The sequence below is a fragment of the Candidatus Margulisiibacteriota bacterium genome (assembly GCA_031268855.1).
Lineage (GTDB): Bacteria > Margulisbacteria > Termititenacia > Termititenacales > Termititenacaceae > Termititenax.
This window is the reverse complement of record JAIRWS010000135.1, coordinates 1-13748: the sequence shown is the minus strand read 5'-3', so window position 1 is coordinate 13748 and position 13748 is coordinate 1. Positions and strand designations below refer to the sequence as shown.

15 protein-coding genes and 1 pseudogene are annotated in these 13748 nt (G+C 48.9%); 9 read left to right on the top strand and 7 right to left on the bottom strand.

The window, feature by feature from the left end:
• A partial coding sequence (locus LBJ25_07855) for a helix-turn-helix domain-containing protein (GenBank protein ID MDR1453867.1) occupies window positions 1-261 on the bottom strand: 261 nt, incomplete at its 3' end.
• Between the two features lie 155 nt (window positions 262-416).
• Here LBJ25_07855 and LBJ25_07850 point away from each other — a divergent pair.
• Window positions 417-1244 carry a hypothetical protein gene (locus tag LBJ25_07850; protein ID MDR1453866.1) on the top strand — a complete coding sequence of 276 codons (828 nt, stop codon included), beginning with the start codon at window positions 417-419 and terminating at the stop codon, window positions 1242-1244.
• 21 nt (window positions 1245-1265) lie between these two features.
• Here LBJ25_07850 and LBJ25_07845 read toward each other — a convergent pair.
• Window positions 1266-1367 (bottom strand): annotated as a pseudogene (locus tag LBJ25_07845) (fumarate hydratase).
• 90 nt (window positions 1368-1457) lie between these two features.
• Here LBJ25_07845 and LBJ25_07840 point away from each other — a divergent pair.
• Complete coding sequence (locus LBJ25_07840) at window positions 1458-2141, top strand: hypothetical protein (protein MDR1453865.1); 684 nt, start codon at window positions 1458-1460, stop codon at window positions 2139-2141.
• 23 nt (window positions 2142-2164) lie between these two features.
• Window positions 2165-3991: a hypothetical protein gene (locus tag LBJ25_07835; GenBank protein MDR1453864.1), complete on the top strand. Its 1827-nt coding sequence runs from the start codon at window positions 2165-2167 to the stop codon at window positions 3989-3991.
• Here LBJ25_07835 and LBJ25_07830 read toward each other — a convergent pair.
• The gene (locus LBJ25_07830) at window positions 3988-4821 is read right to left on the bottom strand and encodes a fumarate hydratase (protein MDR1453863.1); all 834 of its coding nucleotides are present in this window, start codon (window positions 4819-4821) and stop codon (window positions 3988-3990) included. The genes LBJ25_07835 and LBJ25_07830 overlap by 4 nt on opposite strands.
• 78 nt (window positions 4822-4899) lie before the next feature.
• Window positions 4900-5286: a hypothetical protein gene (locus LBJ25_07825; GenBank protein ID MDR1453862.1), complete on the bottom strand. Its 387-nt coding sequence runs from the start codon at window positions 5284-5286 to the stop codon at window positions 4900-4902.
• A gap of 497 nt (window positions 5287-5783) precedes the next feature.
• Between LBJ25_07825 and LBJ25_07820 the strand changes: the two genes are divergently transcribed.
• Window positions 5784-5969, top strand: a complete 186-nt coding sequence (locus LBJ25_07820; protein ID MDR1453861.1) for a 4Fe-4S binding protein — start codon at window positions 5784-5786, stop codon at window positions 5967-5969.
• 14 nt (window positions 5970-5983) lie between these two features.
• Complete coding sequence (locus LBJ25_07815; GenBank protein MDR1453860.1) at window positions 5984-6520, top strand: LEA type 2 family protein; 537 nt, start codon at window positions 5984-5986, stop codon at window positions 6518-6520.
• On the opposite strand, the gene LBJ25_07810 is transcribed toward LBJ25_07815, so the two are convergent.
• The 3 genes from LBJ25_07810 to tyrS all read right to left on the bottom strand — a co-directional run bounded on the left by LBJ25_07810 (window position 6517) and on the right by tyrS (window position 8311).
• A complete protein-coding gene (locus LBJ25_07810; protein MDR1453859.1) occupies window positions 6517-6900 on the bottom strand; it encodes a PIN domain-containing protein in 384 nt (127 codons plus the stop codon). The genes LBJ25_07815 and LBJ25_07810 overlap by 4 nt on opposite strands.
• On the bottom strand, window positions 6897-7091 hold the full coding sequence (locus LBJ25_07805; GenBank protein MDR1453858.1) for a type II toxin-antitoxin system VapB family antitoxin: 195 nt from the start codon (window positions 7089-7091) through the stop codon (window positions 6897-6899). The genes LBJ25_07810 and LBJ25_07805 overlap by 4 nt, the downstream gene beginning before the upstream one ends.
• A gap of 65 nt (window positions 7092-7156) precedes the next feature.
• Window positions 7157-8311: a tyrosine--tRNA ligase gene (gene tyrS, locus LBJ25_07800; protein MDR1453857.1), complete on the bottom strand. Its 1155-nt coding sequence runs from the start codon at window positions 8309-8311 to the stop codon at window positions 7157-7159.
• Window positions 8312-8360: 49 nt separating this feature from the next.
• Between tyrS and LBJ25_07795 the strand changes: the two genes are divergently transcribed.
• From LBJ25_07795 to lpxB, 4 genes are read left to right on the top strand one after another with little or no spacing between them, the layout of a single operon-like run.
• Window positions 8361-10616, top strand: coding sequence for a PBP1A family penicillin-binding protein (locus tag LBJ25_07795; protein ID MDR1453856.1), 2256 nt, complete (start codon window positions 8361-8363; stop codon window positions 10614-10616).
• A gap of 1 nt (window position 10617) precedes the next feature.
• Window positions 10618-11127, top strand: a complete 510-nt coding sequence (locus LBJ25_07790; GenBank protein MDR1453855.1) for a DJ-1/PfpI family protein — start codon at window positions 10618-10620, stop codon at window positions 11125-11127.
• A complete protein-coding gene (locus LBJ25_07785) occupies window positions 11124-12437 on the top strand; it encodes a hypothetical protein (protein ID MDR1453854.1) in 1314 nt (437 codons plus the stop codon). The genes LBJ25_07790 and LBJ25_07785 overlap by 4 nt, the downstream gene beginning before the upstream one ends.
• Window positions 12438-12446: 9 nt before the next feature.
• Window positions 12447-13586: a lipid-A-disaccharide synthase gene (gene lpxB, locus LBJ25_07780; protein ID MDR1453853.1), complete on the top strand. Its 1140-nt coding sequence runs from the start codon at window positions 12447-12449 to the stop codon at window positions 13584-13586.
• Window positions 13587-13748: the final 162 nt, after the last annotated feature.

The following is a 13748-nucleotide window of genomic DNA, read 5'->3' as shown; positions in this document are numbered from 1 at the left end:
TTTGGTTAAAACTTTGTTTGTCCGTATTTCGGCGAAGTCCTCGAACCACCAGTCCATATTCAGGCCATAGGCTTGATTGATCTTCATGAGCGTGGCCAGATGCGGCAATTGCGTGCCCTGTAATAATCTATAATATTGAGAATAATTCAGGTCTAAAAAATCCGCGGTTTTTTCCAAAGTTTCATTGCTGTTTTCCCGGAGTTGGCGCAGTTTTTTACTAATGAGAGTTTTAAGATTTTGCTCCAATTCGTTATTGTCCATTTGCTATATCCTTTCTTTATATCATTACACCTATATTTTTAGTTTAACGATTAATGAGTCTGCTCTCATTAAGACAATGAGATAAATATTTTATATTGCATTTCGGGATAATTTATGCTATACTAAAGGTAATTAAATTAAAGGGGGGTATTTTTATGACTATAGCGACAGGCAAGCCAATGCTGGCGAGCGACATTCTCAATCTGACATTTTTTCCGAAAGGCGCGATACTGACTTTCAGTTCCACAGCTTGGGGCGCGACCAGCGCGGAATTCAAAAATATCTGGAAAGTCTGCAACAAGGCAAATCACGACGCCGATCTTTTTGTGCCGGATTTGACCGATAAATTTCTGCGTGGCGCGGAGAGCTCGGATTTTACTACCGCGCTCGGCGCGGACAGCCAGAGAGTACCCCTGACTTCCGCTCATCTCCCGGAGCACAAGCACGAGGTGAAAGCGCTGCCTGTGGGCAGCCTGGTTACGAGTGGCCTCTCGATAGACACGGGCGGCGGACATACGCATACAGGTACCGGCACAACGAACCCCGGCAGCGGCGGACATGCGCATGGTGTTTCCGGCTCGACAGGTAATCCAAGCAACACCTTGACCTGCGATACTCCTTATTTTCAGATGGATTACGGCAGAAAAACTTCTAATAATACCTCGGGAATTATTACGAGCACAACACAGGTGCATGGCTCTACCGATGGTAACAACGGTAGCGATACCTGTGCTTCTTTTCACATAGATGCCACACATTCACATGATATTACGGGTTCCACCCCTGACAACAGCGGGATACACGCCCACGAGGTTGCTGTATCTATTCCCGAAGGCGGTTCACATTCACATACGATCGGTGGCAGTATTACTGGCGGCAGCGTCTCCGGCAATACGGAGAGCGCTGGCGTTGTCAGTCCGGCGCTTACCTTCAGCACGGTGCCAGCTTATTATAAGGTTATGTATATTATAAAAGTCGTGTAGCGCGGCGTAGCGCTCTGTAATCTAGATCACTATCTCCGCGTGTCTTGCCGCGTGGCACTGGATATTCACCGCCAGCGGCAGACTGGCGATATGGCACGGCGCGCTCTGAATATGCGCGGCCAGAGTGTAACCGGCCGGAATTGTTATAAACTTATGAATGTGTTATAAAATTACCTCTAAAGAATTAGTTTTAGTATAAATTAAAGGGTAGCTATGTTAATACATAAACCATACAACGACCGAGAAGCGCAAGAGCAGGTTAATTGTTTTAAAGAGTTTTATGAAGAAAGCAATTTTGAGTACATTTTAAACCGCTGGGCCTACACGGAAGAAAACGAATATGACGATCTGGACAAATTCTTTGATGAATTTCATCAAGAATTTCGTATCAAAGAGTTTTTCAAACTAAGCAATGGAATTATTCGGCGCAAAGATGAGTTTCAACGGACACAAAACTCCTGGCAGCTATACCGCCTGCGCAAGAATATGTTCATGTGGGATAATTTTGGCCGGGGTATTGATGATCTCTTTATCTGGGGCAGTTTAGAATTTGGCGGGTTTATGAAAGAAGGCAAAACAAGGGCCAAAGAATTCAAGGAATTACTTACTCCTATTGAGAGAGCGGAGATAGTTTATTATTCTACACTTATGTGTGAATATGCGCAGATTAGTCCAGATAGAAAAGAAACGAATCCTATATTTTATCAATTGGCCATTAAGAGCCAAAATCTTAGTGGATTACATAATCTTGATTATAAAAAGAATTTTCCTCCTAAAAAAGGCAGCATTAGTTTTATTTCTCCATGGCTAGATAGGCAATTGCGCAGTCACATTATTATTCTCCATAACAAAACGTATAAAGAAATCATTTTCTGGATAATTACGAATTACGCATAAGTAAAAAATATAAAGGAGTAATCATGGCAGATCCAATTGCAGATAATAGATTAGCATCCAGACGTTTGGAATGGAATGCTCGAATGAACTTTCACAACGCTCTGGTCTATTCCTGGAACATCCGTTATGGCGAGGATTTAAATATTACGATCAATAATCAAACCTACCGTCTGCTTGCCGAACAGTATACGCATTTACTAGAACATTCACTCCTCACCTATACGGAAAGACCGCGGGACAATCCGGCGAGCCAGCATACGTTTTGGCCGGAAATGGGCGGCCTGCGCAATAACCCTATGGGAGTAATGGATCCGGATAAATTGCAAGATTTAATTAACAATTCCAAGGTCGAGTTTAATGCAAGAGATAACTTATATAGTTGTGAAATTAAAACAGAAGATTCTTCTTTGAGAAAATACAACGGTATGTCGTTTTCAGTTTTTCTTGACAACGATAATCCTAGCGAAATTCGTTCAGTATTTCCCACACCAAGAAATCATAGCGAAGACTACTTGCGCAGAGCCGAACGAGACCCGTCATTACGCACCTACGATGCCCGTGATATTTTTGAAGAGAACGGGCGAACTTATCCTAATCGTGCTGCCAATAAAACCATCGCCTATCAGGAAAGCATACAACAGTTCAATCAAGCCGCCAGCAGAAATGGTGTAACAAATCCGATCCAAGACGCCGAGGGCGTTGCTATTTATGGCGGGATCATTCAGCCTTTTGACGCCAGTTATAATGACTACTATGTATCGTTTCCATATATGCCCTATACCAATCGAGAGTTGTCTCAGGTGATCCAGGAATTAATGATCGGCATATATCTGTATGACGCTGAACCCTGGCTGAGTTTGGAAGCCCAAGCAACGAATGTTCTAGAGGTTATGATTCGCCCGCCATATCAAGACACGCTTGTGGCACAGACGCTGGTAAAGCTGGACTATCGGATGAAAGGTTTTCTCAATGGAGGCTATTTCCCGGATTCTGCGGTCACGCTTTGGCCGGAAGCTTGGCGAAAAGCCGGTAGTAACCATCTCGCGCAACAGCAGGTTTTACAACAGTATAATTATCATGATTTTCACAAGTATATTCGGAACTACCGCTCGGCTTGGGATTATTTTTCCAATATTGAACCCGGTCCGGAAAATAAATATACCACAAGCAATATTGCGCAGCTTGGGTTCCAGATAAATGGCGCAATATCTAGCGTGCGTAGTTTTAAAAATTTATATTTTGCGGGCACCTTTCCAGTCTTAGCCAATTATACACTTTTCTGGACAAGCGCATATGCCGAGGCTATGAATACTCGATATAAAAACAACGCCAGATATTGGAGAGAGTATGAGAAAGTTATTGCTGTGATGGATTCCTTACGAAGTGATGTCAATGCGTATCTGCAAAATGATCCGGAAACGCAGCAAGAGCTAAGGAAACTGCAGGTAATTATTGTTTTGACCAGTTTGCTCAAAACCTTAAAGCACAATCATCTAGTCCCGGCCCTTAATTTGAACCAGAGAGAACAAAAATATGTAACGCCGCAGACCCTGCCAAAGCTTTTAAGTCAAAGGCCTTTTATATTAAATTGGCAAACGATTTACATGTATTCTATAGAGGGCGGTATTGGAGTCACAGGCGATGAGCCTGTAGAGAATATGTTTAATGCTTGGCCTGTGGGTGATTTTTATAACGCCAATCTGTCTGAAATGAATAATGTTCCGATCAATAACGCGCGAACATTCTATCTTAATCCTAATAGCGCCATGTCAATTTTGCACATTAAGGCGGAAGAATTTTATGCTAGTACCAATACGGATTACGATTGGCTGTTATTATACCAGGACTAGATCACTATCTCCGCGTGTCTTGCCGCGTGGCACTGGATATTCACCGCCAGCGGCAGACTGGCGATATGGCAGGGCGCGCTCTGAATATGCGCGGCCAGAGCCGTAGTGCTGCCGCCATAACCGGCCGGGCCGATATTCAGGTTATTTATTTCCCGTAGAATTTCTTTTTCCAGAACGGCGTAATTTTGGTCAGGATGTGCGCTGTCGATCTCACGCAGCAGGGCTTTTTTGGCCAGGATCGGCGCGGTGTCAAAAGTCCCGCCCAGACCGATGCCCAATACTAGCGGCGGACAGGGCGCGGAACCAGCTTTTTGCACGGTCTCAACGATCCTGGCGGTGATCTCTTTTTTGTCCGCGGTTGGCCGCAGCATGTAAAGGGCGGATTTATTTTCCGCGCCGCCGCCTTTGGCCAGAAGGTTAAGTTTTATTTTATCACCGGAAACTATTTCCGTGTGGATCACGGCTGGCGTGTTGTCATTCGTGTTCACGCGGTCAAGCGGATCACGGACTATAGATTTACGCAGGGACTGATAGCCGCGCGCGACGCCGGACTGAATGGTCTCCGGCAAATTCCCGGCAAGATGCGCCTCTTGTCCGATCGCCAAAAAAACCACGCATGTGCCGGTGTCCTGGCAGAGCGGCAGTCCGTCCGCGCGCGCGATCTGCGCGTTTTGCAGCAGTTTTTGCAGAACGGAACGTCCGGCGGCGGAAGTTTCGTTTTGTGCGGCTTGCCGCAGCGCGCGCTCGACATCCGGCGGCAGGTTAAGATTCATGTCCACGATGGCGGCGGCGATTTTTTCCGCAAGCAATTCAGCGGCGATTTCACGCATGCGGGAATTATACACCCGCACCGGAGAAAACAAGGAACGCACACGCTTGGTCGCACTCCGCGCGCCGGTCGCGTGCTTTTATCCCTGACCCACCACCGAGTGGACTTGCTTTTGGGCTTTGTTCTCCGCTGCCACCAGCTGAGCCGCTGCCTGTTCCACGGTCGACAGCTCTTGCAGGGCGTCGTCCAGCACCAGAGCGCCCGCGCCGGTGGAGATATCTATAGATAGAGCTTTACTACTAGCGTTTTTGTTGACATTGATCATCTTATCGCCACTGCCGCACGCCACTCTTGTAATCTCAGCCATAAGTTGAGAGCGGATATTTGTGATCGTTCCTATCGCCTCATAAGCGTTTTTTGCGATAGCGCTTAAAGGAACACCACCTACTGTTAAATTGGCTCCGCTTACTTTCAAATTATTTGTACTCGTACCTGCGCCTTCACTTTCACCGTCATTTCCTGCCATATAAATCACCTCCTCTTGGATTATTTCCTAAACAACAAAAAAGTCCCCGCCAGCTTTTCAGCCAGTAAGGGACTTGTTTTCTATTGCGTTAGGATTACTTAGATTTTTCGCGTATCTACGCCAAAAAATGGGGGGGGCAATTATTAACAGATATTAAATTCAAAAATCTTTTCATTGCAAACTCCATTTTTTTGTTTTTCACTTTTTCACAATTAGCGTACCTGTCCATTTAATATTTGCCGCGCATACGTAAGTAAATATACTTACCCTCTAAAACTCACAGAAAAGTAATTACCCATATATCGGCAAAATATACCTTTGACTTGCATCAAATTTTCTTATTGTTTTCCCGCTGTATTGGCTTGACGACCAGCAGGCGTTGTCCTGGTAGAGGGCAGTGATTATAAGTTTTACACTAATTGACATCAGCAGAGGCAAGTTGTTAAATTAAAAAATCTCAGGGGTTTTTAATCAGAGAATTTACGAAAGGAGGTTTTATGGCGCACGTTATTTCCGAAGATTGTATTGCTTGCGGTTCTTGCGCCGGTGAATGCCCTGAACAGGCGATCAGCGAGGGCGACGGCAAATACGAAATTGACGCGACCCGTTGCATTGATTGCGGAGCCTGCACCGGGGTTTGTCCGGTCGAGGCTATTTCCGCGCCGTCCGTGCCGGAAAACTAATTTTGTTCGGGCGTTTGGCTAAAATATTATGCGGCGCGCTTTGCTGCTTTTGTTTGTTCGGCTGTATGCAGCAGCCGACGATCAGCTATAAAGACTGCGTGGTCGAGCTAAATGATCTGCAGTCCGCCAGCGCCAGGATTAATTTTTCCGTGAGCAATCCTAATGTTTTTCCGCTACAGGGCAAGGTGAGTTACACGCTGCTTTTGCAGGAAAAAGAATTGGCGGCCGGCCAGACCAATGACCTTGAAGCGAAAGCCAATACGGACACCAGTTTTGTTTTAGAACAAAATATTGAGTTCGCTAAAATTTTTGACTCAGCGGCGGATCTGGTCAAGGCGGTGCTTGACGGGCAAGAGTTTGTGCGCGTGCGTTTGACCGGACGCTATGAACTGAATGCCGCGTTATTTTTTAAAGAATCCATTCCGTTTGACCAGGCTGTGGAAATACCCCTGCCGTCGCAGACGCAGATCGAGGCGGAATTCCGCAAAAACATCCAACAAAACCTGCAGCAAAATTTGAATTTAAATAATCTGGGCGGCCTGCCGCTTTAAGCCTGTTTCAATTGCACACCAAATTTCCGCGCCAAAAAGCGCATATGTTTATCTGTGGAAAGTAAAGCCAGTCCGTTTTGTTTAGCATTCTGCGCGATGACTATGTCCAGCAAACCGACTTTGTTTAAACCGCCTTTGAGACACTGATATTGCATTTCCGTGATTTCCGGCCAAACAATGTGCAGCGGCGCGATTTCCAGACCAGACAAACAATCAATAAAAGTAGTTTCTTTTTGCAGTTTGGCCACTGGCAGCAATTCGGCCAGGATTATTTCGTTTAGAACGGCAGAGTTATTAAACAAAAGGCGGGAGATAATTTTAAAATGTTTTTTCTGCCCGAAAAAGTCTATCCAAACACAGCTGTCAACCAAATACTTCATGCTCTTTGTCTGGTGCGGTTGAGGTTGATTGGCAGTTTTACCTTGCCGGACAGACCGATCAGCCGTAGTCTTTTTTGCGTTTGAATAATTTGTTTCAAGGCCGTGGTGATTACGGCCGTCTTGGTGGGCTGTCCAGTCCAGCGCATGGCTTCTCCTAGCAGGGCTTGGTCAAGCTCCAGAGTTGTCCGCATATAATCGTCTCCTTTTTATGCATATAATTATACTATACTTTTATGCATTAGCAACAAGGCGAAACTTAGCTCAGCTTGACAAACTTTCTTTTGCCCACCTGAATAATCAACTCCGTTGGGTCTACGGCAACGACCGCTGCCTGCGGATCAGAGACTTTTTCCCCGTTGACCTTGACCGCGCCGGCTTGAATGTCGCGTTTGGCTTCGGCGTTGCTGGCAGATAGACCGGCGGCTGTCAGCAGTTTGGCCAGCGGCAAACCAAGAAAATCCCTGGCGGACAAGACCGCGATATCGTCCGGCGCGCCGTTGTTGGCAAAAACATTTTTGAAATTTTCCGCCGCCGCCGCCGCCGCCGCCGTGCTGTGATAGCGCGCGACAATATAGCTGGCCAGTTTTTCCTTGGCCGCGCGCGGATGTTCGTTGGGGTCAAAAGGCAGCTCGGTCAGCAGCTGATAGTAGCGCGGCATCAGCTGGTCAGGCAGGGACATCAGTTTGCCGAACATCTCATTGGGCGGCTCGGTAATGCCGATATGATTGCCGAGTGACTTGGACATTTTGTTCAGGCCGTCTAGCCCCTCAAGTATCGGCATGATGATAATATTTTGCGGCTCCTGACCGGCGTTGGCCTGCAGATCGCGGCCGACCAGCATATTGAATTTTTGGTCTGTGCCGCCCAGCTCGACGTCAGCCTGCAACGCGACGGAGTCATAACCCTGCAAAAGCGGATACATAAATTCATGCAGCGCAATAGACTGGCCGGAAGTGTAGCGTTTTTTGAAATCCTCGCGTTCCAGCGTCTGCGCGACGGTGATTTGCGCCAGCAGCTTTACCAGATCCGCCGGCGTGAGCTTGTTTATCCATTGCGAATTATAGACAATTTTAGTCCGGCGTTTGTCCAAAATTTTGAAAATCTGCGCTTGATACGTGGCGGAATTTTGCTCGATCTGCGCGCGGCTCAAAGGTTTGCGGGTTTCGGATTTGCCGGTCGGGTCGCCGATCGCCGCCGTAAAGTCGCCAATTAGAAAGATCACCTCGTGCCCCAGATCCTGGAACTGGCGCAGCTTTTGCAAAACTACCGTGTGTCCGAGATGCAGATCCGGCGCGGACGGATCGGCGCCGAATTTGATTTTTAGTTTTTGGCCGGACTCCAGTTTTTTTCTGAGCTCAGCCGCGGAAATTATCTCCAGCGCGCCGTTTTGGATTGTTTCAAAAGGATTCATCTATGTTATTATAACAATATATTAAAAATTTGGCTTCAAGGGGCAAAGCGTGGGCATTTTTAAGAGGCCGATAGACCAGGTGCGCTCAGCGCATTTAAGCTCTTACGGCAATCATCTCAGAAAACAAAAGTTTCACTTGTGGCTGCAACGGATTTTCCGGTATTGCAGCATCGCCGCGTCGCTGGGCGCGCTGGTTTTTTTGTTTGTCGTGATCATGACCGCGATGAATCTGCCGGATGTGGACACGATGGGCACGATCGTGCCCAATGAAACGACTAAAGTCTACGCGGCGGACGGCACGATCCTGGCCGAGTTGCACGAGGAAGAAAACCGGGAAGTCGTGCCGATCTCGCAGATTTCCGATTTTGTGAAAGCCGCGGTGATCGCCACCGAGGACACTAATTTTTACCGGCACAACGGTTTGGATTTTGGCGGCTTATTCCGCTCGGTTTTTGTAAATGTGCTGCGCGGCGAAAAAATGCAGGGCGGCAGCACGATCACCATGCAGCTGGCGCGCGGTATTTATTTAAATAAAAAGAAAAAGCTGCTAAGAAAAATCGCCGAGATGATCCTGGCTTTGCAGATCGAGCGTAAGTACACCAAAGAAGAAATTTTGGAATTTTATCTCAATCAAGTGTACTGGGGACACAACGCTTACGGCATTGAATCCGCGGCTAACATGTATTTTGATAAATCCGCCGCGGAGTTAAATCTGCCGGAAGCCGCGACGCTGATTGGTTTGCTGCGCGGGCCGGAATTGTATTCGCCGTTTTACCGTCCGCAGCGCGCGCGCTGGCGCCGCGACATTGTTTTGCATCGTTTGTTTGCGCTGGATCTGATCACCGAGGAGGAATTTTATCAAGCGCGCGAAACGCCGATCTTTTTGGCGCCGCGCCGGACTTTGAGATATAAACATCCTTACTTTACCAGCTATGTGGTCAAACAGCTGGAGGACATGTACGGCAAAGATGTGGTGTACAAGGACGGCCTGCGGATTTACACCACGCTTGATGTTGACCTGCAAAAAAAGGCGGAAGACGCGATCGAGTATTACATGATGGAGGCCAGCCGGCCGCACTGGATCAAAGGCCGCGAAGTTTCCTCGCTCAACGCCACGCAGGCCGCGCTGCTGTCTGTCGATCCTAAGACTGGTTACATCAAAGCCTGGGTCGGCGGACGGGATTTTTTGGAAAGAGAATTCGACCATATCGCGCAGGCTAAGCGGCAGCCCGGGTCTTCATTCAAACCATATACGTATTTGACCGCGCTGAGCATGGGACTTTCGCCCGGGTCAATAGTTGAAGATTCGCCGGTAACTTTTAACACTATTATGGGGCCGTACTCGCCGCAAAATTACACCAAGGATTTCAAGGGCGCGCTTACTTTGAAGCGCGCGCTGGAATTGTCGATCAATGTCGTGGCGGTCAAGATCAGCGATATGATCAACCCGAGCAGCATTATTCTAACCTGCCGCAAGCTGGGCATACAGGTGCCGCTGGCACCGGTGCTTTCCCTGACCCTTGGCGCAAGTGAGATACCCGTGCTGGAACACGCGGCGGCTTTTTGCACTTTTGCCAATGGCGGTGTGCGTGTTGATCCGGTGTCGATCTTGCGCATCGAGGACCGCACCGGTAATATTTTATACAAACATCAGATCGCGGCGCGGCGGGTGTTTGAGGCGCGTTACGTGCACGCGCTGGTTTATATGATGCGCAGCGTGATGCAGCGCGGCACTGGACAGGGCGCAAATATTCCCGGGTACGATCTGGCCGGCAAGACCGGCACGACCAGCGATTATCGTGACGCGTGGTTTATGGGTTTTGCGCCGAATCTGATGACGGCGGTCTGGGTCGGCAATGACGACAATTCCGCCATGCAGGAAGTCACCGGCGGCTGGATACCGGCGCAGATCTGGAAATCCTATATGGCTTATGCGCTACCCAAGTTTCCCAAAGAATATTTCCCGTATCCGCGCGGCATGGTCAAGCAGCGGATCTGCGTAGTCGGGCAGGGGCTGGCGACGCCAATGTGTCCGGAATCCGATGTGGTCGAGGAATTGATGTGGGAAAACGGCGTGTACACGGAGCAGTGCCACACACATTCTATACTGGGCGGGCTGGTGCCGGTCGGCGCGCAGCGGCCGGATTGGGAAAGAACTTTTTATCCTGATGCCGGCAGCATTGTGTTTTTATCGGAAGTTGACGAGGAAACTAAACCGACCAATAATCCGCAGTCGGCGGTGATTCCAGCGGCCGGCCGTAAACAAATTGACGGCTCAAATATTGATGTGAATAAAGGATTGTAAAATGGCGGTTTTGTTTTTGATCGTGCCCAATGGTTTTCGTGATGAGGAATACGCCGTGCCGAAACGGATCCTGGAAGAGGCTGGTTTTGCGGTGGTGACGGCGTCGACCCTGCTTGGCAAATTGCGCGGCAAAAAAGATTTAGTGACCGCCCGCGTAGACCTCACGCTCGATAAAGTAAATTCAGCGGATTATCAAGGACTGATGATCGTCGGCGGACAGAAAACTTATTGGCACAATGCCACGGTTTTGCGTTTGTGCCGCGAATTTGACGCGGACGGCAGACTTGTCGCGGCGATTTGTATTTCCGGGGTGATACCCGCGCAGGCGGGTTTGCTGCGCGGCAGACAATTGACCGTGTTCCCGGATGTCGATGCGCTGGAGAGTATCCGCCAGAATGGCGGCGTGTATGTCAACAAACCGGTGGTGGTCAGCGACAATATTATCACCGCTGACGGTCCGGCTGCCGCGGAAGAATTCGGCAGAGCCATGGTGAAGTTTCTCGCGCGATGAATAAATTTTATTTTTTGCTGCTGGGCGTGGTTTTGACCATCGGCGCGGCGGCGCAGCCTGCGGCTGTTAGCGCATCCGCGCAGCCTGCGGCTGTTAGCGGTAACGCACAGCCTACGGCTGTCAGCGATAACGCGCTTGATCTCGCCGCTCGGCTGGAGGCGGTCAGCAGCGACATACTGGCGGTCACTTATACCGGCCTGGAAGAAAAAAAAGATACTAACATATTTCACGATCTATCCCTCGGCCTAAAACCGTTGAGACTCCGCGCTGACTTTAAACGGCTGGACTATCGTCCTGAGTTGACGGTTGCGTACCAGGCGCGGCTGAGCTGGTTTGACGCGCCTATTTATTATGCGCCGGCCCTGATTTTTGATAACCGGCCAAATGCTTTCTCGATCCCGGCGCCTCTGCCGGAGTTTGGAAATAATATTTTCAACGGCGTTTACTGGCGGTGGAATATCAATTATTTCTGGCAGGATAATTTGTACGGCAATCTGTATTTTGGCCGCGCCGCGGAAAAAGGCGCGGGTTACGGCTTCCAGCAAATTGTGCGTTTTTCCGACGCCTCGCAAATGACGTATCGCAACCAAAACTGGCAGTACTGGCCGACGCAGGAGGAATTTTCCTGGGAATATTCTTTTTTGGAGATCCCTTCTTTCAATGCTAAATATGCCGACCGGATCCGCAATGAATTTAATTCTCTGCGCGCAACCAGAATTAACTATGAGGAATATAACGGAGATTTGTTGATGCGCGAGTTTGAGCTGAGCTATAGCGGTAATTTTAAATTGAATTGGCAGAAAATCAGTCTTTACACCAACAATATCTATGCGTCGCTCAAGGAGTTGACCAGCGCGCAGGCGGGTTACCGCTGGGCTTCGCTGTCGGAATTGTACCGCGATTACGAAATGCCGTATCTTGAGGAATTCCGTCCCGGTGTCGGCTACGACACGGTCAAATATTCGCTGTCCCCCTACAGCTGGCACCGCATCTATGGTTATCTCGAGGGGCGGAAAAAATTTTGGATTTGGACTGGCGATTGGCGGGTGACGGATTATATTGACCAGCGCGGCGGCTCGCCGTTTAATTACGACAGCGAAGAAAATTACGATGACAATGTGCGCACAACTGTCCTGCTGAATTTGTGGGGTTTCGATCTTGGGCAGACCACGCAGTATTCTATCTACCGCGGCAATATTCACACCTTGATCTATTTTCTGCGCCTGAGAACAAAGACCTGGCTTATCGATTTCAGGTATAATCTGCTGAAAGAAGAGCTGGGTGTCAGCGGGCAAATGATTAGTTTTTAAACGAGGATAATGATGCGAGAAATTTTTATCAGCGCGATCGAGACCAGCGGCGATTTGCATGCGGCGCGGCTGGCCGCGGCGATCCAAAAACAAACCCGCGCAAAAATAAAATTCAGCGGCTTCGGCGGCGAGGCTTTGCGTAAAGCAGGAATGGAAATCCTGGCCGATCTGACCAGTTGCAGCACGGTCGGCCTGCTCGAGCCGCTGCGGTATCTGCCGGCTTATTTGTGCGCTTTAGGTAAATTGAAAAAATATTTGCGCCGCGCCAGGCCGGACTTGTTTTTGTGCGTGGACGGTCAGGGCTTCAACCTGCCAGCCGCTAAGTATGCCAGGAAACTGGGCATTCCGGTGGTTTACTACATTTCGCCGCAGGAGTGGCTGTGGGGCACACCGGCCGCCGGAAAAAAAATCGCCGCGATCTGCGATTTGATAATCTCGATATTTCCCGAGGAGCAGGCTTTTTATCAAAAACTTGGCGGCCGCAGTATATACAACGGGCATCCTTTGAGCGAAATTGCCGCGCGGCAGAAAATAAATCTAAAAATGTTCCGGCGAAAACACCAGCTGGCCGCGGACAAGCCGCTGGTCGCTTTGTTTCCGGGCAGCCGCCGGCAGGAACTGGCCAATCTTTTGCCGGTGTTTTTGCAGATCGTCAAGTTGTCGCGCGGCCGCGAACAATTTGTCATCGCCGCAGCCAGCGCCTACTGCCTGAAAACTCTGCGCCGAAAAGTTAGGAATATTCCGGTGGTTTACGGTGAAAATTACGCGCTGCTGGCCGCGGCGGATATTGTTTTGTCAGCCACCGGCACGATCACGCTGGAAGCAGCCTTGCTTGGCGCGCCGATAATCGCCGTATACAAATTTCCTAAATTTTCTTACTGGCTGATCAACAAGCTGCTGGCGCAGAAAATTCCCCAATACAAGGCCCTGCCCAATATGCTGGCCGGTAAGGAGATCATGCCGGAGCGTATTCAAAATTTTACCGCGGCGGAGTTGTCTGCCCTGCTGGCCAAAACGCTTTACAATAAAAATAAACTGCGGCAAATCAAAGCAGAATTCCGCAAGCTGCGCGCGCGCCTCTCGGCAAAAGATGTTCTGAAAAAAAACGCGCGTGCGGTGCTAGACCTGCTTAATCCTAAAACGTTATAACATTTTATTTTGAGTAGAACATTTGATCTATAATTCAATAGTGCGTGTTGCCACTTTTTCCGCGAACACCTTATCATGCTCGACGAAAAGCAGGGTCGGCTGATATTGAAGAATTAGATCTTCGATCTGCATCCGTGACAGCACGTCAATGAAGTTGAGCGG